General features: G+C 58.9%; 18 protein-coding genes. 1 reads left to right on the top strand and 17 read right to left on the bottom strand.

What is annotated here, in order from left to right; all coding sequences use genetic code 11:
* Window positions 1-12: 12 nt before the first annotated feature.
* The 10 genes from icmH to DKB71_RS20245 form a co-directional block, all read right to left on the bottom strand.
* Window positions 13-726, bottom strand: coding sequence for a type IVB secretion system protein IcmH/DotU (gene icmH, locus DKB71_RS20290; protein ID WP_406592244.1), 714 nt, complete (start codon window positions 724-726; stop codon window positions 13-15).
* The gene (gene tssK / locus DKB71_RS20285) at window positions 723-2,066 is read right to left on the bottom strand and encodes a type VI secretion system baseplate subunit TssK (protein ID WP_166620566.1); all 1,344 of its coding nucleotides are present in this window, start codon (window positions 2,064-2,066) and stop codon (window positions 723-725) included. Before tssK ends, icmH begins: the two co-directional genes overlap by 4 nt.
* The gene (gene tssJ, locus DKB71_RS20280; protein ID WP_274077530.1) at window positions 2,063-2,818 is read right to left on the bottom strand and encodes a type VI secretion system lipoprotein TssJ; all 756 of its coding nucleotides are present in this window, start codon (window positions 2,816-2,818) and stop codon (window positions 2,063-2,065) included. The genes tssK and tssJ overlap by 4 nt, the downstream gene beginning before the upstream one ends.
* Before the next feature lie 23 nt (window positions 2,819-2,841).
* On the bottom strand, window positions 2,842-5,433 hold the full coding sequence (gene tssH, locus DKB71_RS20275) for a type VI secretion system ATPase TssH (protein ID WP_408596974.1): 2,592 nt from the start codon (window positions 5,431-5,433) through the stop codon (window positions 2,842-2,844).
* A complete protein-coding gene (gene tssG, locus DKB71_RS20270) occupies window positions 5,430-6,491 on the bottom strand; it encodes a type VI secretion system baseplate subunit TssG (RefSeq protein ID WP_408596972.1) in 1,062 nt (353 codons plus the stop codon). Before tssG ends, tssH begins: the two co-directional genes overlap by 4 nt.
* The gene (tssF, locus tag DKB71_RS20265; RefSeq protein ID WP_408596970.1) at window positions 6,455-8,287 is read right to left on the bottom strand and encodes a type VI secretion system baseplate subunit TssF; all 1,833 of its coding nucleotides are present in this window, start codon (window positions 8,285-8,287) and stop codon (window positions 6,455-6,457) included. Before tssF ends, tssG begins: the two co-directional genes overlap by 37 nt.
* Complete coding sequence (gene tssE, locus DKB71_RS20260) at window positions 8,287-8,769, bottom strand: type VI secretion system baseplate subunit TssE (protein ID WP_408596968.1); 483 nt, start codon at window positions 8,767-8,769, stop codon at window positions 8,287-8,289. Before tssE ends, tssF begins: the two co-directional genes overlap by 1 nt.
* 25 nt (window positions 8,770-8,794) lie before the next feature.
* On the bottom strand, window positions 8,795-10,297 hold the full coding sequence (gene tssC, locus DKB71_RS20255) for a type VI secretion system contractile sheath large subunit (protein WP_408596966.1): 1,503 nt from the start codon (window positions 10,295-10,297) through the stop codon (window positions 8,795-8,797).
* Between the two features lie 10 nt (window positions 10,298-10,307).
* Window positions 10,308-10,841 (bottom strand): type VI secretion system contractile sheath small subunit, encoded by a 534-nt coding sequence (gene tssB / locus DKB71_RS20250; protein WP_046820303.1) that lies wholly within the window; start codon window positions 10,839-10,841, stop codon window positions 10,308-10,310.
* Window positions 10,842-10,909: 68 nt separating this feature from the next.
* Window positions 10,910-11,662, bottom strand: a complete 753-nt coding sequence (locus tag DKB71_RS20245) for a hypothetical protein (protein ID WP_323608974.1) — start codon at window positions 11,660-11,662, stop codon at window positions 10,910-10,912.
* A 695-nt stretch (window positions 11,663-12,357) separates the two neighbouring features.
* On the opposite strand from DKB71_RS20245, the gene DKB71_RS20240 reads away from it, so the two are divergent.
* Entirely contained in the window at window positions 12,358-14,523 is a 2,166-nt protein-coding gene (locus DKB71_RS20240; protein ID WP_408596963.1) for a M48 family metallopeptidase, read from the top strand.
* Window positions 14,524-14,558: 35 nt separating this feature from the next.
* Here DKB71_RS20240 and DKB71_RS20235 read toward each other — a convergent pair whose 3' ends face one another.
* The 7 genes from DKB71_RS20235 to DKB71_RS20205 form a co-directional block, all read right to left on the bottom strand.
* Window positions 14,559-14,837, bottom strand: a complete 279-nt coding sequence (locus DKB71_RS20235) for a DUF6966 domain-containing protein (RefSeq protein ID WP_323608976.1) — start codon at window positions 14,835-14,837, stop codon at window positions 14,559-14,561.
* Between the two features lie 34 nt (window positions 14,838-14,871).
* Window positions 14,872-15,219, bottom strand: coding sequence for a hypothetical protein (locus tag DKB71_RS20230; RefSeq protein ID WP_274077522.1), 348 nt, complete (start codon window positions 15,217-15,219; stop codon window positions 14,872-14,874).
* Window positions 15,220-15,258: 39 nt separating this feature from the next.
* Entirely contained in the window at window positions 15,259-16,167 is a 909-nt protein-coding gene (locus DKB71_RS20225) for an immunity protein Tsi6 family protein (protein WP_408596960.1), read from the bottom strand.
* A gap of 68 nt (window positions 16,168-16,235) precedes the next feature.
* Window positions 16,236-16,499: a hypothetical protein gene (locus tag DKB71_RS20220; RefSeq protein ID WP_274077521.1), complete on the bottom strand. Its 264-nt coding sequence runs from the start codon at window positions 16,497-16,499 to the stop codon at window positions 16,236-16,238.
* A 42-nt stretch (window positions 16,500-16,541) separates the two neighbouring features.
* Window positions 16,542-17,669: an ADP-ribosylarginine hydrolase Tri1 gene (gene tri1 / locus DKB71_RS20215; protein ID WP_406592237.1), complete on the bottom strand. Its 1,128-nt coding sequence runs from the start codon at window positions 17,667-17,669 to the stop codon at window positions 16,542-16,544.
* A gap of 531 nt (window positions 17,670-18,200) precedes the next feature.
* Window positions 18,201-18,656 (bottom strand): SMI1/KNR4 family protein, encoded by a 456-nt coding sequence (locus DKB71_RS20210; RefSeq protein ID WP_408596957.1) that lies wholly within the window; start codon window positions 18,654-18,656, stop codon window positions 18,201-18,203.
* 5 nt (window positions 18,657-18,661) lie between these two features.
* On the bottom strand, window positions 18,662-19,993 hold the full coding sequence (locus DKB71_RS20205; protein ID WP_408596955.1) for an HNH/ENDO VII family nuclease: 1,332 nt from the start codon (window positions 19,991-19,993) through the stop codon (window positions 18,662-18,664).
* Window positions 19,994-20,297 lie beyond the last annotated feature (304 nt).

Raw genomic sequence — 20,297 nt, 5'->3', positions numbered from 1 at the left:
CCTGACCTGTGCTCAGGCACTGAACAGCTGGCTGATTTGTTCGGACAACGCGGCTACGTCTTTGCCCAGCAGCCAGTCCAGCGTCAGGTAGACACCCGCGCAGACCAGCGCAATCAGCGCCAGGTAGAGCCACAGGGGAACTTCATGGCGCAGCATCTGCGAAACCTGGTCGGGCAACGCCCAGTCAGGCGAGAGGGCCTTGGGGGTCTTGCGAAAGCGGGCGATGTCCTGGCCGAGGGTGTTGGCCAGGTAGCGCAGCTGGTCCTTTTGCCCGAGGCTGAACTTGCCTTCGAAACCCAGGGCCAGGCACAGGTGGTAGACCTCAAGCACATCGAGGTTCTGTTTCACGTCACCACGCAGCGCATCGATCTTTTCGAAGAAGCCTTCACCGGCCAGGTGCACGCCGAAATAGCGGAACTGCAAGGGTTGCAGTTCAAAGTGCCGCCGCAGTTCGTTGTCCCCGGAGCGCAACACGCTTTCATCGAGGAACGCACACAGGGCGTACTGGGTGTCCTTGACCTGTTCCACGCTGTAGTTGGCGCCACGGGCATCGAGCTCCAGCGCCTTGAAGAAGCTGTCGACGCTCGCCTCGAAGGCGCTGACCGACGTCACCTGGCGACCCTTGCGCACGATCAGCGCCATGCTGATGAAGTCCTGCACCAGGTCCTTGAGCGTCGGTTTTTCACGGGCGGCCGCAACGGCGCCTTGCAGTACGGCTTCGGTCATTTGAGTACCGCCATCAGTTCAAGCTTGAGGTTGGTGAACGCGCTGGGCGCATAGAAAGAGATGGCCTGGGCACTCATCATTCGTTCGTACACCCGGCCGTGGGGCTCGATGGAGAAGTAGTGATTGTCCAGGCGCACCGGAATCGCATTGGGCAGGCGGGTCGAATGGTTGAGGGTGACGCCCGGCATGGCGCTGTTGACCACCACTTCGATGTCTTCCGGCGAGCCGACCTTGAACGCCCTTGGTACCAGTTCCAGCAGGCTCGCGCCCGGCATGTCGGCGTGCACGGAAATGTAGAAATCCGCCTCCGCCAGCCGTGGATCGTGCAGCTGCCCTTGCCAGTAGGAGGGTTTGGTCTGGGTCAGGTTGATCACCACACACTGGTTCGGCACCACGTTGTCGAGCAGCACGCGAATCATCTCGTCGAGCCTGACCAGCGAGGCCGCCGGGTCGTGGTGGTCGTACTCGGGAATGTCGTTGAGCTGGGTGTCCAGCGAGAACGTCAGCAAGCCGCCGGCGAGTTCAGCCAAAAACAGATACAGGCGCTCGGGGTGCAGGCGCGGGTGCGCGAGCAGGTGCGCCAGGGCCGGGTGGGCACGGTTCACCGTGTTCAACAGCCAGAACAGGGTGACGTCGCTCGAGCCGAACTCGGCAATCTGGTCGGCGCGCTCGCGACGCCGGCCCGACAGCGCCTTGCTCTTGGATTGCAGGGCACCGAGCAAACGCTTGCCCAGGCCGATCAGGGTGTCATGGGTGCCCAGGTGCAGCGTCGGGTGCACGAAATGCCCGTCGAGGTTGAAGCCGCCGATGTTGTTGCGTGACAACCGGGCGATCGGGCACCAGGTGTAGCCATCGAGGTTGTCGCCGTCGATCAGCATCACCACGTTCAGGCGCAGGCTGGTGATTTCGTTTTCCAGGTCGCCTTCGTTGAGGTCCGGCAAGGTGTCGAACTGCTTGCGGTAGCGCCGCCCGGTCTTCTGTTCCTGGCCGTCTTCGACGTAGTTCAGGCCGAAGGGCTCCGGCAGTTTCAGCGCGGCGTAGACCTTCAGGTCGTTGCCCTTGAGCAGGTCCTTCAAGTCGCGGGCGGCCGGCAGCGGATCGTGCTGCGGCGCGTCGAACAGGCTGCCGTCGGGGAACACCAGTTTCAGCCGCTTGAGCTGCAGGGAGCCGGTGGCGAGGGCTTCCTCGTCCACTTCCAGCAACTGCACGCCCCAGTGAAAGGGAGTGTTGCGCAGGGTCGCCTGCGCCAGCTGATGCTGGTGGAACTCATCCTGATACTGGAAATGCTGGGGCAAAAGGAACATGCCTTCGGACCACATCACCCGGCTTTGCTTACTCATTGAGCGCCTTCCAAAAATGAATTCAATTTCGAGTCCACGGCTTTTTGCGCGGAGGCACTTGCCTGGTCCTGGGCCTTCTGCACCACGACGTCCTGCACGCGCTCGGTCAGCGTCGGCTCGGCCGGCTGGTCGGGCAGGGCGGCGGCTTTGGCCAGTTGCTCCTGGGTCTTGGGTTTGTCCAGGACGTCGACACCACTGACGGCGGATACCTTGTTGTTGTCCACCAGCACCCGCAGGCCGTCGGAGGAGAACCAGATGCCGTCCTTGCGCAGGGAGTTGGCGTCAAACGCGACCTTCCAGCGGCTGTTCTCGTCGGTGCGGAAAAACGCGGCGACGCCGACATAGCCGGTGGCCTTGTTCAGCGGCCACTTGTCGACCTGGCCCATGCCCGGCAGCAGGGTGATTTCGCGGTTCTCGATCAGGGTATTGCCGAGGGCTTTTTGCGGGTCGTCCCACAGTGTGTCGGCGTCGACCGACGCAAAGCGCTCCAGTGAGGTCAGCTGGTACACGCGCAGCACCACCGAAAGCGGTTGGCCGGACGCGTCGGGATTGAGCTGGTTGCCGCCGTCGGAGGTGAGGATGACCTTCTCCTGGTCGTCGAACAGCATGTCGCCCGCCCAGGTGTCGTCGACCCGCTTGCCGACCCGGTCGGTGACGCCGCAGGCGCTCAGTACCGCCATCATCGCCACCGCCGTCAGGCATTTGGCCAACGCCGTCTTTTCGAGACGCTTCCCTGAATTTTTCTTGTCCATGACCACTACCTGTAGATGCCCGGTCAGCACAGGCGATAGGCGAAATCGCCGTCGCTGCCCAACTCGATGTTCAGACTCTGGATCGGTTTGTCCTGCGCCATGCGCTCAAGGACCCGCTGCGCCAGCTCCGGCATCAGGGTCTTGGACAAAATGTTGTCGATGTTGCGAGCGCCGCTGTCGACCTCGGTGCAGCGCGAGGCAATGGCTTTTACCAGCGCCTCGTCATAACCGAGGACGGCCTGATGATTGCGCTCGAAACGCTGGCGAATGCGCGCAAGCTTGAGCGAAACGATGCGCTCCAGGATCGCGTCCTGGACCGGGTAGTAGGGGACGATGGTCAGGCGGCCGAGGAAGGCTGGCTTGAACACCTGGTTCAGCTCGTCACGCAGCCCTTCGACGATTTCTTCGGGCTGCGGTTGCGGCTGGGCGTTCAGGCACCACTGCATGATGCGCTCGGTCCCGGTGTTGGACGTGAGGATGATCACGGTGTTGCGGAAGTTGATCTCGCGACCTTCACCGTCGTCCAGCACGCCTTTGTCGAATACCTGGAAAAACAGTTCAAGCACGTCCGGGTGGGCCTTTTCCACTTCATCGAGCAGCACCACGCTGTACGGCTTGCGTCGCACGGCTTCGGTCAGCACGCCGCCCTCGCCATAACCGACGTAACCCGGTGGCGAACCCTTGAGGCTGGAGACGGTATGGGCTTCCTGGTACTCGGACATGTTGATGGTGATCAGGTTTCGCTCGCCGCCATACAGGGTGTCGGCCAGGGCCAGTGCGGTTTCGGTCTTGCCGACGCCGCTCGGGCCGAGCAACAGGAACACGCCGATGGGCTTGTTCGGGTCTTCCATGCGGGCGCGGGAAATCTTGATGCGCTTGCCGATTTCCTGCAGCGCGTGGTCCTGGCCGAGCACCCGCTCGCCCAGCAGCGCAGGCAGGCGCTGCACGGTGTCGATTTCGTCGCGCAGCATCTTGCCCAGCGGGATGCCGGTCCAGCCGGAAATCACTTCGCCGATGGTGCCGCCATCCACCAGGGCATGCACCAGGGGTTGCTCACCCTGGACGCTGGCCAGTTCGGCGCGCACCGCGGCAATTTCTTGTGCATCCGGTGCCTGATTGTCCGGGTAGCTGAGAGCGCCGAGCTGTTCCACCAGTTGCAGCTCGCGTTGCCACTGTTGCTCGAGGGCATCGCGGGTCTGCTGTTCGGTCAGCAACTCGGCGTTCAGGGTGGCCAGGCGACGGGCATGGTCGCTGCCTTTGGCGGCTTCCTGCTGCAGTACCGAGATTTCCGCCTGCAGGTTGTCGATCTGGCGCTTGCAGTCTTCCAGCGGCCCCGGCTGCGCCGATTGCCCCAGGGCGACCCGGGCGCAGGCGGTGTCCAGTACGCTGACGGCCTTGTCCGGCAGTTGGCGCCCGGTGATGTAACGATTGGACAGGCGCACGGCCTGCACCAGCGCTTCGTCCATCACCGTGACCTTGTGGTGCTCCTGCATCTTGGCCAGCAAGCCGCGCAGCATGTGGATCGCCTTGTCTTCGTGCGGCTCTTCGACCTTCACCACCTGGAAGCGGCGGGCCAGGGCGGCATCCTTCTCGAAGTACTTCTTGTACTCGGCCCAGGTGGTCGCCGCGATGGTGCGCAATTCGCCGCGAGCCAGGGCTGGCTTGAGCAGGTTGGCGGCATCGTTCTGCCCGGCCTGGCCGCCCGAACCGATCAGGGTGTGCGCTTCGTCGATGAACAGGATGATCGGGTGCAGGCTGCGTTTGGTTTCTTCGATCACCGACTTGAGGCGGTTTTCGAACTCGCCCTTCACCCCGGCACCGGCCTGCAACAAGCCCAGGTCGAGGGTGTGGATGGCGACGCCCTTGAGCACCGACGGCACGTCACCCTGGATGATGCGCAGGGCCAGGCCTTCGACCACGGCGGTCTTGCCGACGCCGGCTTCACCGGTGAGGATCGGGTTGTTCTGGCGGCGGCGGGTGAGGATGTCGACCATCTGCCGCACCTCGAACTCGCGACCGAGCACCGGGTCGATCCGGCCTTCGCGAGCGCTTTGCGTGAGGTTGATGGTGTATTGATCCAGGGCCGGGGTCTTGCCATTGCCCTTGACCGTGCTGGCGACATCACTCGGCGGTTTGGCCAGGGCCGATTCGGCGCTGCCTTCCACCAACGCGTTGAGGTTCACGCGCAGATCGTCGGCGTTGATTTTCTCAAGCTCAGCCGCACCCGCGATCACCACCCGGCGCAGTTCATCGTCGTCGAGCAAGGCCTGCAACAGATGGCCGGTGCGGATCTGCGCCTGGCCGAACTCGATGGAGGCCAGGACCCACGCCTGTTCGATCAGGCGGGTCAGGTGCGGCGACAGCGCCGGGGTGCGCGTATTGCCTTTCTTGAACGTCCCCAGTGCCGTGACCAGCTGCGCCTGCAAGCGCTCAGGCACCACGTCGTAATGACGCAGGATGGCCGGCAGGTCGTTGTCGTGGCTGTCGAGCAACTGCAACAACAGGTGCTCGATCTCGACATCGTAGTGGTGTTCCGACAGGCACAGGGCCGCAGCGCTTTCGGTGGCGGCACGGCTGGTGTCGTTGAGCTTGGCAAACAGGGACTTCAGGTTCACAGGGAGACCCCATCAAAAGGAATGTGGAAGAGGGCGCAGCGGGAAGGTTCAACATCGACGCCCGGTCGCTTGAGCCAGCCGAGCCGGCCCAGGGAAACGGTGCCCAGGCGGGCGGGCGGTACGGCCTTGGGTTTGAGCTTGGGTGCCAACTGGAAGTCGAGTTCCGCACCGACATAGAAACGCACCAGTTCCACCAGTTTTTGGTAGTCCTCGGTGCCTGGCTGGAAGCGTTGATAGTCGGCCAGCTCCAGTGGACCCAACTCGATGCGCACGCACGACTGGTAGTCCCAGACCCGGTTACCGGCGACGGCGCTTTGCCCGAGCACGGCGTTCTTGCGCCCCAGCTGCGTGCACTGGCTGGCGTCGAGTTTCAGCCAGCGACCGGCAAACGGCTTGACCTTGAACGGCAGCGAAAAATAGAAAGACAGCATCGCTTCCAGGTTCAGCGCGTTGCGCGGTTTCTGCGCGAACAGTCCGGAGAAATAGCTGAACAATTCCCGGCGCAGGGGCGAGCCTTGTCTGTCGAATTTCTGCTTCTGCGCCTCGGGGCCGAAACCCACCAGGTTGAGCAGGTAGCGATCGAAATCCGAGGTGCCGTTGCGTTCGTACTCGATGTAGAACTTGTACTTTTGCCAGGCCTCGTAGAACAGCGTGGTCATGCGGTGCGAAAAGATGTCGAGGAACGCGTGGGCCGCGTCATCCCGGTACTGGATGTGCCGCTCGATCAACAGCTCGGTGTACGGGCGCGGCAATACGCCCGACGGCCCGACCAGCCCCATGAAGGTCACTTGCATCTCGGACAGCGGCAGGCCGGCCACGGACACCTTGCCTTCACGCTCGAACTGCAGATCGCTGACTTCACTGGCCGGGAAGTTGAGCGACAGCTGCGAGCGAAAACGCAAAGGGTCTTCGTGCGGTCGGGTCTGCAGGTCCATGCGCCCGGTCCTGCTGTAATGCAGGCGAAGCAAGCGCACCAACTGGAAAAACTCGAATCGGTGCGGCTCAGCCCGTGCCTGGTCGATCAGACCAGGGGTTGATCGCCGGTTCGCGGTGGCCATTGGACGACTCTCTTTTCGCGCTGCAAGGTGCGAAGGGTTAATTGGGTAAAGCTGTTCATGGAGCAGTACTGACCAAAGAAGTGATCGAGCACCATGCCGAACAGAAACACACCGCTGCCGGTGTATTGGCTTTCATCGAAGTTGAGGGTGATGCCAACACCACGGACGAAGTTCGGGCGCGGGTGGCCGATGCGCGCGACCACAGGCTCGCTGCTCACCGAGACGATGCCGTTGATCTGTTTGCGGATCGCCGACACATTGCGGTAGTTGTAGAGCGACAACAGCTCCAGCAGCACTTCGCGGCCACGGGACACCAGCGACATGTGGTTGAGCGACAGATGCGAAATCAGCCGCCAGATCACGCCGTTGCCCAAGGGCACGCGCGCGGTGGCAGTGGGCTTGCGCAGGCAGCGGATGTCCTTGATCACCGAGTTGCCCGGGATATTGAAATCGCCGCGCTCACCCCCGAACGGCAACAGCAGGGGCAGGTCACGGTTGCTACAGGTCAGGCGGATGCTCAACGCGTCGTTGTTGGCCTCCATCAGGCCCAGCTCGCGATCCACGATTCGGATAAACACGTTCGAGCCATCGCGCTGGCCGCCCTGTACCGCACGGCGCCGGGCCATCCAGAAACTTTGCCCCGGGCCCTGATCGCCACGGGGTTCGAAAAACGGATGACAGGTGCCGACCTGATCGATACCGCCGACCTTGCGAACCCGTCGTACGCGGTCGATGGACACCACCTCGGCCGAGCCTTGCAGGCGCACATCCGGCGTCACCGCGTACTCGTGCTGGGCGTGGGTCAACTTGATCGGCTCCGCCTGCTGGCGGAACAGGTTGATGATCGGCGTGCAGTTGAGCTTGAAGTTATTGCGCCCGATGTTCTGCGTCAGGCGCGCGAGGCGGTCGCTCAGGTCGTAGTCGGAAAAGTAGAAGTTGACCTCGACTTTCTCGATCTCCTTGCCCGCCAGAATCCGTGTAAAGCCCGACAGGTCGAAGAACATGAACTTGTCGGGGAAGGTGAAGTATTCGTGCAGCAGGCGATAGCCGAGGAACGAGCGCTCGGAGTAGTCCACCAGGCCTTCATCCAGGCTGTAGCCGACGGCTTTCAACGCGTTGGCCGGCAACACGACCTCACGGCTGCGCCCTTCATCTTCGAAGGTCAGCGTGGCCTTGGCCAGGTTGTTGAACAGCAGCTCGTACAGTTGCAGCATCAACGTGCTTTCGCCGTCGAGGAAGAACCGCAGGCTGTCCAGTTCCAGCTTGCCGAACTTCACATCGGAAGTGGCCACCAGGCCGATGCGCAAGCGTGCGACCAGGTCAGCGCTGTGGCCGTTGAATGCCGAGCGTTCCATCTCGATGAACGAGGCCTGTTGCACCGCCACCGGCCACAGCTCGACCGGGTAGCAGGTGCGGAATTTACACACCACGCCATCGATCGGGTTGGCACTGAGTTCGGTATGCCGGGGCACACGGAACGCTTCGGTGACTTTTTCCTGCTTGCCCAGGTTGAACTCGACGATCGACATCGACGGGGTAGGGCGCAGGTAATGCGGGTACAGCACCTCGAGAAACGACTCGACGATTTCCGGCAGCTCGTCGTCGAGTTTTTTATGCACCCGCGCCGACAGGAACGAGAACGCTTCGATCAGGCGCTCGGTGTGCGGGTCTTCGCAGTTATCGCCCTCGATGAGCAACCGCGACGCGATTTTCGGATACTGGCTGGCGAACTCCTGGCCCAAAAAGCGCAGGTGCGACAGTTCCTTTTCGTAATAGGGCAGCAGATCGTCGAGCATCAGTTGAGGTTCTGCACTTTGTATTCCTGGGTATTGACCTGCAGCACCGCGTCGAAGGACACCTGACGGGTGACGTCTTGCAGGCGCAGGACCGCGTCCACGCGAAAGGTCAGCATGCGTTGGCCGGTCTGTTGGGCGAGCAGTTGCACCTTGACGCTGCGAAAGCGCCGGTCGCCGACCGTGATGGCCTTCTCCAGTTGCCGCTGGATCAGCAGGCGATCCTTGGGGTCAAGCACGCTGCGACTGGTGAAGTCCGGCATGCCATAGTCGAGGATGCTGCCGCTCAGGTTGGCGAAACCGTCCAGCTCGTTGGCGATCAGGGACTGGCGGGTGTTGACCAGGACTTCCAGGTCGCGAACGATGCTGGCCTTGTAATCGGCCAGCGAACACAAGCGCTGCGATGACGCTTCGATGGACTGATGCGGACGATCGTCCAGCAATCGGTCCAGCAGCGATGGCAACAGCTTGTGTTGACTGGTCATGTTGCCTCCCTGGCAAAGTTGGCGATCAGGCGCGAGTCGATTGCGGCAGTTCGGCGACCAGGCGCAACGAAGCGGTCAGTTCGTCCAGTTGGTAGTGCGGGCGCAGGTAGGTCACGGCCTTGTACACCCCCGGCTTGCCCGGCACCTCGAACACCTCGGCGCGGGCTTCGCGCAACGGGAACTTGGCCTTGGCTTCCTGGCTGGCGGTGTCGTCCAGCAACACGTAGCTCGACAGCCACTTGTTGAGGAACAGCTCGACGTCCTTGCGCGAAGCGAAGCTGCCGATCTTGTCGCGCATGATCGCCTTCATGTAGTGGGCGATGCGCGAGGTGGCGAAGATGTACTGCAACTGCGCGGAAAGCCGGGCGTTGGCGTTGGCAATGTCGGTGTTGTACTGCTTCTGCTTCTGCGTCGACTGGGTGCCGAAGAACGCCGCGTAGTCGGTGCCTTTGCAGTGCACCAGCGGAATGAAGCCCAGGTCCGACAGCTCCTTCTCGCGGCGATCGGTGATGGCGATTTCGGTCGGGCACTTGAGGGCGATTTCACCGTCATCGGTCTTGAACGTATGCGTTGGCAGGCCTTCGACCAGACCGCCACCCTCGACACCACGGATCGCCACGCACCAGCCGTAGCGGGAAAACGCATCGGTGACCCGGGTGCCCAGCGCGTAGGCGGCGTTCATCCACAGGTACTTGTTGTGGTCGCGGCCATCGACGCTTTCGACGAAGTTGAATTCCTCGACCGGCGTGGTATCCGGGCCGTAAGGCAGGCGACCGAGCACGTGGGGCAGGGTCAGGCCGACGTAACGCGAGTCTTCGCTGGCGCGGAACGACTTCCACTTGGCGTATTCGACGGTGTCGAAAATCTTCGCCAGGTCCCGTGGGCCGGACATGTCGGTAAACGAATCCCAGCCGAACAGCTCAGGCGAGGCCGCCGAAATGAACGGCGCATGGGCAGCCGCAGCAACGTGGGAAATCTCTTCGAGCAGGTACATGTCTTCCGGGCTGCGGTTGAACTCGTAGTCACCCAGCAGCATGCCGAACGGTGCACCACCGAAGGTGCCGTACTCTTCTTCGTAGATCTTCTTGAACAGCGCGCTCTGGTCGAATTCGGATGCGGCCTTGAGGTCGCGCACCAGGTCTTTCTTCGACGCATTGAGCAGGTGGATCTTCAGCGTGGTGCTGGTCTCGGTCTGGTCGACCTGATACTTCAGGCCGCGCCAGGATGCTTCCAGCTGCTGGAATTCACTGGCGTGCATGATCTCGTTCATCTGCTCGGAGAGCATCGCGTCGATCTCGGCAATGCGCGCATCGAGCACGGCGATCAGGTCCTTGCTCGGCGTCATTTCGCCTTCCAGGATCTGGTTGACCAATTCACCGATCAGGTCGCGGGTGCGGGTCCGTTCGGTCTCGGAACGGGCCACGCGGCTTTGCGAAATGATGCTGTCGAGCAACGAGGATTGCGCGGTGAAGCTGTCCACTTCAACCAGCGTGCTGTCCTGTTGAGTCACGGTTTGCTTGTCGTTCATCGTCAGGCTCCTACGCTTTGTCGTCGGTGGCTGGAACGGCGGCTTCGCGACCGAATTCCTTGCCCAGGGTTTTCAACTTCTCGGTGTTCTGCAGCACGTCCATCAGCAGTTCTTCGAGCTTGTCGTTGCCGCCCATCTTGTTGCGCAGGTCCGCCAGCTTGTTGCGCACTTCCAGCAGCTTGCGCAGCGGCTCGACCTGCTTGACCACGTTCTGCGGTTCGAAGTCTTCGAGGGCGTTGAAGTTGAGCTCCACACCCAACTGCGTGCCGTTCTTGGCCAGGGTGTTGTCGACGCGGTAGGTCAGGCGCGGCTTGATGCCCTTGAGCACGCCGTTGAAGTTGTCGCGATCGATGAAAATGAACTTGCGGTCCTTGAGCTTCGGCAGCGGCTCCAGCGGGTTACCGGAGAAATCGCCCAGCACACCGACGACAAAGGGCAGCTCTTTCTTTTCCTGAGCGTCACCGATATCCACGTCGTAGGTGATATGGACCCGAGGCGCGCGAACGCGGTCGAGTTTATGCTGGGTACTTTCCTTCTTCGCCATCGTGATCTCCTGTGCGAACAATTCGCTGCAAGTCGTTTGCGTGTCGGTTCAATGGGTGGCCGAGCGCGTTACATTCCTTCGATCGTCAGCAGCAGGCGCTGACGAATTTCATCGTTCATTTCCATGATGTTTTCGTGTCCCACCAATTCTTCGAAGCTGGTGTTGCCGGCGATCTGGGTGCTGCTGCGGATCACCGCCTCGTCGGGCAACTGCGAGCGCACCGGCGAGCTGATGACGCAGAAGGGCAGGTCGCCGAAGTCTTTCAAGCGTTCGAAGGTGACGGGAAAACGCAGGCCTTCAAGCAAGCGGCTGATGCCGGGGGACTTGCTCAGGCAGTAGAACAGCACCAGGTAATGCACCACGAAGCGGTACAGCTCGGCGCTGCTGCGATTGGGGTCGTTGATGACGGTGCGAAAACGGGCCAGGTCGAACGAACTGAACCCGACCACCCAGCGCACAGGGCTGGTGATGCGAATGGATTGGCCGCTTTGGGACAGCACCTTGTCGTACTCCAGCGCAAACAGTTGCGGGGTGGTACTGAGCAGGTTGAGGGGCACTTCGAGTTCGTTGACCAGTTGGAACGGAGCGGCCGAGCCGATGCGGTCGTAGAGCGCCTTGAGTTCCTTGAAATGGTGCTGGGTCTCACGGCCGCTGCTGCGCTGCGCACCTTGCAGGTATTCACCGAAAAACGTCTGCGGACGGATCAGCAAAGCCAGGGTCGCCAGGTAGTCCGAAGCCTGCGCCTTGAGCGCGTCAGAAATGGCCCGGGTCTGGCTTCGCAGCTTGATCAATGCTTCAACATCAAAAAACGTCTGAGTCATCGGTAACTTCGTCCTTGAACACTTCGCGACGACTACCCGGATATACAGGGGAGTACGGGCGCAGTGACTAATTTCTCGACCAGTTCACAGTTGTGATCGCTGATGTTTGACATCAAGAAATCACACTGCCAGGAATCATTGGGAGTGCGATGCTGGCATATGGATATCGAGTTGCCAGTAACGTCGTGTATGGCAACGGGATGTGTAGGAAAGTTCCTACGAGGCGCGGATTTTTTCTTTTTTTTGTGACCTGCCGCAATGATGTCTGCTTGCCACTATTTGCCGGATGTCCATGGCTCAAGTGCCTGAAACCCAATGGATTCAATGGTTTCCGGAAGAAAATGGATCCAATTTTTAACTAAAAAAAATTGAAAAAAGGTGAACCGGTTCACCTAATGCCCGCTTGATTATCCGGTAAGGAAAAAATTGAAGGATAAGTGTCATATTACTGGCACGAAGTGATGGCATCCCGAGATATCCGTGGATATACAAGGCAACCTTGCGCTGTTGAACGAGTGTTCGGGCAATACGGAGTTACATATCGCCGTTATTTCTGTATAACGCGCCAGGTACGACTGCGTCTCACAACTTTCATGTGTCGGCCGTGCATTAGCGTGAGGGCTTTCGGGCCTTCGTTAAATGGAATTTATGCTCGCCACGGATACAAGGCGACGCGACTATTGAGGCCCTGTCTCATGAGAACGTTGAAACTCATTGCCGTGCTGATTCTCCTGCCGCTTTTCCTTGGCTTGTTTGGTGTCTGGGAGTTACAGCGCAGCACCGAGAGCATCAAGGAGTTCGCTGATATCAAGGCCGAACTGAGCGAGATGCATGTCGAAATCGAAGCGATGGTTGCCAAGCCGTTCTCACGCTCGGCCAAGGTCGATATCAACGGCGAACGCATGGGTGTCCACGAGGCGTTATCGCGGGTTACCCAGGCCGAACACGAACTGACCATCGTGCAACCGGTGGCTGGCGTGATGAACAACCTGGCCAAGGGCGCCATCGCCCTCAGCCTGCTGGCCTCGCTGGTCGGCGTGCTGGGGCTGCTGGGTTTGCGTTGGGCCGGCGCCCGCGCGAGTCATTCCCGTGAACGATTGCTGCACACCTTCAGCCGGGTGAGCCGTCTGTTGCCGTACCTGCTGGTGGGGCACATCGTCGCCATGGGCGCAGCGGTGGCGGCCATCCTCGGTTTCGAAGGCCTGGGGCTGTGGCACATGGGGAACATGAGCACCGGTGAATTCAAGCTGATGCTCGTCGTGCTGATGCTGATGCTCGGTTTCCTGTATTCGATCTGGCAGATGGGCAAACAGCTGCCGGTCATGCTGCACATGTTCCAGTCCACGCCGATGAGCGTTCTCGGCCAAGTTGTCACACCGGAGCAGGCGCCTGCGCTGTGGGCCCGTGTTCGCGAGCTGGCGGATCAACTCGGTGCGCTGGCACCCGAGCACATCGTGTTGGGCATGACCGAAGGCTTTTACGTCACCTCCAGCGACGTCAACCTGCTGCCGTCAGGCACCGCGCTCAAGGGCCGCACCCTGCACGTGCCGATGCTGTACCTGGGCCTGCTCGATTCGGCGGAAACCGGCGCGGTCATCGGTCACGAACTGGCCCACTTCGCCGGTGCCGATACCGAGTACAGCCTGCGTTTCGTACCGATCTACGAGGGTATCGGCCGCAGTCTCGGCGTGATTGCCGAAACCATGCTGCAAAGCGATGTGCTGCAACGCACGACGCTGTGGCCGGCGTTCATGCTCGGTGAGTATTTCATTGAGCGTTTCGATCACGCGGTGAACCATTGGAGTCGCGTGCGGGAGCTGGCGGCGGACGCGGCGGGCGCGAAGTTGACGGGGAATATCGCCATCGCGTCGGCGTTGGTGCGCATCGCTGCCATCGACCCCTTGTTGCAGCAGGGTGTATCGACCCATGTAGCCCGCGCGACCAACCCCAGCGCCGAACACGTGCGTACCGGCGATTTGCCTGGCAGCCTGGTGCAGGAGCTGGCCGTGCAGCCGCTGACCCTGCCCGAGGAGGAAATGGCAACCAGCCTGCCTCATCCGTCGGACACTCACCCCTCCAATCGCGAGCGGCTGGCGTCCCTGCAAGTCACGGTCGAAGAGGCCGTCAGCCGCGGCACCCGTCCGATCAACGCGGCACAAGCCTGCGCCGCGATGGATAACTACTTCGCCGATCCCCAGGCATTGCGTGCGCGCATTACCGAGGACTTTCTCGGCCATTACGTGGAGCAGGATGCGGCGATTGTGCAGGAGTTGCGTAGCCATGCCGGCAATGCCACGGAGGAAGTCCGACTGCATGAAGGCGCACGATTGCGCGGGTGGATTACCTTGGGTTGCTTCTCGTTCTTCATGCTGTTGGGTCTGGGCCTGCTGGTCTTGCCGTACCTGCTGCCGCAGGTTTTCGTGGACGCGAATTCCACAATGAAGTTGGTTGGCATTCTGCTCTTGATCTGCATGGCGTTCCTGCTGCCGCTCTCCTTGCGCATGCTCACGCGGGCGAACAAGACCGCGTTGTTGCTGACGCCCGAGCACTTCGTATTCGCCAACTTCAAGGCGCCATTGCCGATCCGGCACGTCGCCGATTTTGGTCTGCAAGTGGGGCAGGGGGTGCACTTGAATCTGTTGCTGGAAGACGACGCCCCGATGCCTGAGTTGGCCTCGCGCTCGTTCTTTTCGCCGGATGCGAAACTCAACAGGAAAAAGCGCTGGGTCCAGCTGCACTTGCTGCAAATCTGCCGCGACGACAAAAAACTCAAGGACCAGGAGTTGGCGGACCTGATTGGCACCTACCTGAATGCAGGCACTGCGCGGCACTTGCTGCAGCAGCGATTCGAGCAGGCCTGAAGGCTTTCAGCATTGGCAAGCGTGGGGCGCCGGATTCAATGGCGCCCTGCGCAAAGCCGATGAAGATCTGATAGCAGCCCTTGCAGTTCGTTGTTTTCGTCCAGCAAGGGCTTTGCGTTCTCATACAGAACAACGTCGTTGATCGAGCCCATGCCGCCGTACAGCGACATCAATCGAGACAATGCGTACGTCGTATCCCGGGGCAGCGCAAGGCTGCACTCCTCGAGTCTGTCCGCCCATTGCGGGTGGCCGAATGTCCTCAGCAGTTCTGCCGTTCGGGCGATGTTCGAGGAGATATTGTGGAGGTCTTTCATGGCTACAGTCCTGAGCCTTCGTGCTTTCGGTTTATCACTTCTCAAAGTTCACAACGCTGACGGAACCATTGTGCCAATCGACCGAGTAACTGAGGCCATTCCAGTTACCAACGATCAACGCCCCGTTTTTGTCGCACTGAAGACTCATGTAGGGCTTGTCTGCTTGCGTGCCGTGGGGACTTTCCTGGATGAACCAAACCACCTTTCCATGCCTCGATAGTGCAAGGATGTTTTTGTTGAAAATGACATTTGAAGGGGACTCGATCAGGACCGCGAGCCTGTCGTCATGCTGCAAGGCGACTTTGACCGGGTGAGGCAGGTGAATGGATTGATCTGCTATCCAAAGGGTGCCGTTGTCAACGTGGTACCAGGTTTCGGTCATGACGTTATCTCTAGCGTTATCCCTGAAGTCGCAGCAATTTCATGTGCGAGGAAGACTTTCCGGTGGCAACCCGTTAGGCAGCTGAATCTTCAGGCCGCGTGCGATCTGAATGCCTATGTAGAAGGCATCCCCCAGTACGCCAGCAAGTTCAGGATCGTCGGCTTCAAACTCTTTGCTGGCCCAAACGCCGATGGTCAATTGGTGCAACCGGGCTTTATCTTTTTCAACGCCCAGCAACACGTTTTTGATGAATTGCAATTGGATCAGCGAGCTTGAGTAAATCTGGAACTCTGGACAGCCGTTGTACCTCAGGGCGGTGATGGTTATCGCATTGTCAATGTAGTCGAGGGCAGTTGTCGGCGTTTTCAGAAGACGGTCCTTCCCGGCTCCAGCGGTTTGATAGCTGCGCGACGCTACGTACTCATCAAACATTCGAACCTGCTCACCGGTCTGGGCAGAGTCTCGATCATAACCAACGCGTTTTCTATAGGTCAGGAATTGTTCTGATTCTGGTCCATGGGACAGCAGCGAAACAATCGCCGCACATTGCGTGAGCCAATAGATCTCGAACGAGGACTCAGTGCCTCGACAATAACCAAGATCTGTCGCTTTGCCGTACAAGTCACTCGCCAGTTGGCTGGCGTAATCGCGGTTTATCGTAGTCTCTGATGTCCGGTCGGCCGGGTCATTCGCTATGACGAAAACCCGATAACGCTGCAACAGGAGGGCATCCACAAGCGTCAGGTCCGGGCAGGCCGGGGGCATCTGCGGGACAAACACTTCTGGCTCACGATTGATCGGTAGCCAGGACAGGTTCCTTTCCACTCGGGAAAGTGGCTTGTCCACTTCGGTCTGGGGGGCTGCATCGACAACCTGCTCGGTGGAGGCGGGTGGAGGAGCGGTCTTTTGTCCGAAAAGGGTTTTCAAACGATGCAGTAGTTTTGACATGGGGGTAGCCGTTCAAGGGTTTTGATTTTGAGGGCAGCGGTCCACGGGGACGAAGTGACGAGCTTGCCTTAGATAGCCGTTCCTCTATTGGCCCCCGGTTGCACAATCAGCAGATCATCCAGCTCTCTGCGGCGACATCTCATGGCAAACGCCAGGGCTGTATCAAGATCCGTTTGGAAAAGATCGAAGCGTGCCCGGTCAATTTGGTAATACTCCTCGTAGTCGACCATGCCGTTGCTGACCGGAATCGACAGGTAAAGGCGACCTGTAGTCTCCTCGACGCCTAAGGCAAACATGTGTTCACGGCACGTGAATACGTCACTGAATTTCATCGTGTCCTTGATCTGGTGGCTGGGGTATTTATCCGTGTCGTTTCAACGATTCCCATAAATCACTACGTCCATCTCGTCATGGAGTGGGGCGCTTTCGAATAGCTTTTGCGCCAGGTCTTGAATGTGTTCTGACCAGGCGACCGTTTTGACCCATTCTTCAGGCATGCCCGTCACCCCGTACAGTGCCCCGGCTATCTGGCCGGCGGTAGCTGCCACGCTGTCGGCGTCGTCCGCCAGATTGGCCGCCAACAGGATTGCATCCTTGAAGTTGTCGGTGTTCCAGACCGCCCACAGAGCGGCTTCCAGCGTATCGATAACATAGCCGGAGGAGCGGATCTGATCGCGGGTTTTTTGTTTGTATTCGCCAGCGTTGATGATCAAGGGGCGGGGATATAACGCGCGAACCATTGACGACAAGGCTTCCTCCTTGTCCGCGCCATTGAGGGCCAGGTGCAGTTGAGCGCCGAGCAGTTCGCAGCAATTTACGGCTTCTGCTGCCCTGTGAGTGCAACGACTTTGTGCCGCGCTTTCCCGCCAGGTACCGGACAAGGAGTGGCGACGGTAAATGGCGGTCGGTGCCAGCCTGATGATCGACCCGTTGCCGGCTGTGGATGGATGATCGTTGCCGTACCAGTCGACGCCCTGCGCCAATCGACCTTCAAGCGCGGTACGAGTGGCGTTGCCAATGTCAAAGCACTTTCCGTTATGGCTGTTTTCGCCATTTTTATACCAGCGACAAAGCCTCTGCGTGTAGTCGCGGAAATCGAATTCCTTGTTTGCCACGTAGGTGTCTGCGAGAGCCAGTGCCATGCTCGTATCGTCAGTCCACTCTCCCGGTTTCAGCTTGAAAGGGCCACCGCCAACCATGTCACTGACATGTTCACGATCACGGGGCAGAAACTCGAGCGTTGTACCCACGGCGTCGCCAATCGCGAGCCCCAGCAGGCAGCCCTTTGCGCGGTCCAGCGCCTGCTCCTGAGTGACGGTGCAAGGCCTTGAGGTCAGCCACTCTGGCTTCCTGACCGGAAATCTGGGTGCGTCCGGCTGCAATATAGGATCCATGCGCTGACGTAGTTGAGGAGAGGGCGGCGGGAGCAGGTGGTCGTAACGCTCGGTGTATTGGGTGAGCGCTTCGTTTGAGCTTCTGAGATCAATAAGGTTTTTTAACATCTTGGCACCAGGCAATGATCTGTCACGATGTATCTGAGTTCAGACTCGTTCAAATGCGTCCCACAACATCTGTCGAATTGTATCTAGTCTTGCGTTAGCTGCGATTCGCTGCTCCGCGGTACCTCGATCAATGTAGACGTCGGAGAAACCTGATTTACTGCCTGCCATTGTTCTATACATTGAAGTCGCTTGTGCCCATTCATTACTGTCCGGTAAAGGGTCAACGGACAGTAGGCGGATTATCGTGTTTATTCCTGAATCAAAGTTCTAGCAGCTCTCACTGTGAAAGATTTCTTTGAACGTAATCAGCAGTTCTGTCAGGTTTGAGTTTGTCATGCGCTTTTGTACACTCAACTCACTCAGGTGAGTAATGTTGTATAGACCGAGAGCTGTGGGCATCTAACGCCTATCAGTTGTGAGCATGATCGTTTTTTCGACATGCTCAAGTGGCGTTGTTAGCTCCATGCTGTGCTTGTGTTGACTGAGTTCGATAATTTTTCACCTGGCGGAGCGCTCCGAAGAAAGGTGCTCTTATGGCAAGTGCGCTTTAATTCTCTTGGCGAGATACTCGTAAAAATTGTTCGCGTACAATAAATTTTCCCCTGAAGGGATTCTAACGAAGATCTGACATTCCTCGCCGTTATATGTGTCGTAATCGAAGAAAAAAACCTCGCCAAAGTCGGTTTCGCTGATAACTACTTTTTTTGCGGTTGTTGATTTATGTTTGAGGCCATTAATGTGCTGAAAAACTATATCGCCACCATTGATGTCGTCGAAGTCCATTCCATAGATGCTATATATTTCCTCCGATCCGACTTCTCCCCCTGCATAGTTCTGAAGGAACCATTTGTAGGACGTAGGTAGTTTATGGCAGATTCTTTGCTCGGCCTTTACTAACCAATCATCAGTCACTGCGTCAGCGGGGGATCCAAATGCAGCAATATCCGGATGTTTTTTAATCAGGTCTTCCAGCTGAGAGAGTGTCATGTTTTTCAATTGCCTTTCGCGTAGGTTAGTGCTCGATTGTTCCAGTAGTCGCTTTTCCATCGATCAAACAGAGATCTGTCGATCCCAGAGGGTATTGTATTCGGGTTTATATGTATAACAGAACTAAATTTTTGATGGAATGTTTGAGTGAGCTCAGCTATTGCCCCGTTTTGAGTCTGTATCATGTGATGAAGGTTGATTGATTTCCCATCGATGCCTATAGGTGCTCGTCCGCTTGCCATGCGCTCAAGATTGGTACCGGACACAAGTTTTCCGCGCTCTCTCCAGGTGGTCATCAAATCTGGGTCAAACAGATCATCTCTCTGAAACACTTTGTTGCCTTCAAAGTCAACGGGAGGCTTGGACCAGTATTTTCGTAGTTGTCCGAGGTATGTATCGACTTTTTTTTCAGGGATCTGGCTGGTTTTTGGAGCAGTGGTAAAAGGAGTATCCATTATTGGCTCAGCCTTGACCAAAGGCGCCGGCTCCCTCACCCGCAACTCATCCCGAGCCAGCAACTTCTGCTCATTCCTTGCCAACCAGCCCGCCAACTGCTTGTTCGATATCTCCGCCTGAAGCTTCGCACTGCGGGTCGCGATGCTTTCCATGCTGTTCATCACACCGGCTTTCATCTGGCCCCGGGTCAGGTAGGTGACGATGGCGGTGAGCAGCAGGAGTACAAGCTGCTCCTGCCCGCGAGCCAGTTGTCGTGCCGCGCGTTCGACGCGCTCCTGTACCAGTGCAGCGGAGCCGCCGCTGGGGTCGAGGCCGGACGGCTTGAGGCCTTCTTCGGCGTGCCAGGCCGTGGCGATGCCTTCCTGCAAGGTCGAGAGGCAGGCGGGCAGGCCCTGGTAAAAATATTCGGCGATGGCGGACAGGCCCAGGGCCATGAGAATCAGGTTGCCGACTTGTAACCCGATTCCGCCACCCACCATTGCTCCAGGGCCAGCGCCGACGCCAAATGCGAAGGCCCCCGCTGCGCCGCCGGCCACGGTGCCGATCGCCACGCTGCCGCCGAGAATCATTGAGACTTCTTTGACCAGTTGCAGCAGCACCGGCAGGATCTGCTCGATTTCAATCGAGGCCCACTTGCGCTTGAGGTCCATCTGGATGATCGGGTAGGAGAGGGTCATCGCCTGATGCACCGCATCGATGCGATGACCGCCCATGTAGCCATAGGCCTGGCTCGCGCCATTGCTGACACGCCGGGTGAAGCCGTTCCAGTTGTCGTGAACGCTCTGCAGGCCGTCGTTGACGCCCTGGTTCAGCTCGTTGAATTTCTGGTCGAGGTTGCGTTCGACATCGGCCCAGCTGGGCACGTTGGCTAAAAGATCCATTTACTCGTCACTGTCCTTGGGGGGAAAGGCGCTTCCTTGTTGCTGCAGTGAAACTGTCGATTATCCGACTTCACAGCATTGCCTGAGTGATGGCAATGGGCCGCACTTCCGACTGCGGGGCGAGTTGAAAGTTTCAACATGGATCCCATTTTTTGTTATTCGCGTTACATTCGGCAATGATGGCAATAAGGCATTAGCCGCTAATTGACAGCGCTTAACTTCCCGTTTGTCCTTGATATATCGGCGTTTCTGGTTGGCCAGCGTGGCGATAATTATTTTTCAGGATTATCCGGAGCTGAGTTCG

The organism is Pseudomonas sp. PLMAX, assembly GCF_046042685.1.
Taxonomy (GTDB): Bacteria; Pseudomonadota; Gammaproteobacteria; order Pseudomonadales; family Pseudomonadaceae; genus Aquipseudomonas; species Aquipseudomonas putida_AE.
Note: the sequence above shows the minus strand (reverse complement) of the source record. Positions and strands in the feature narration are given on the sequence as shown.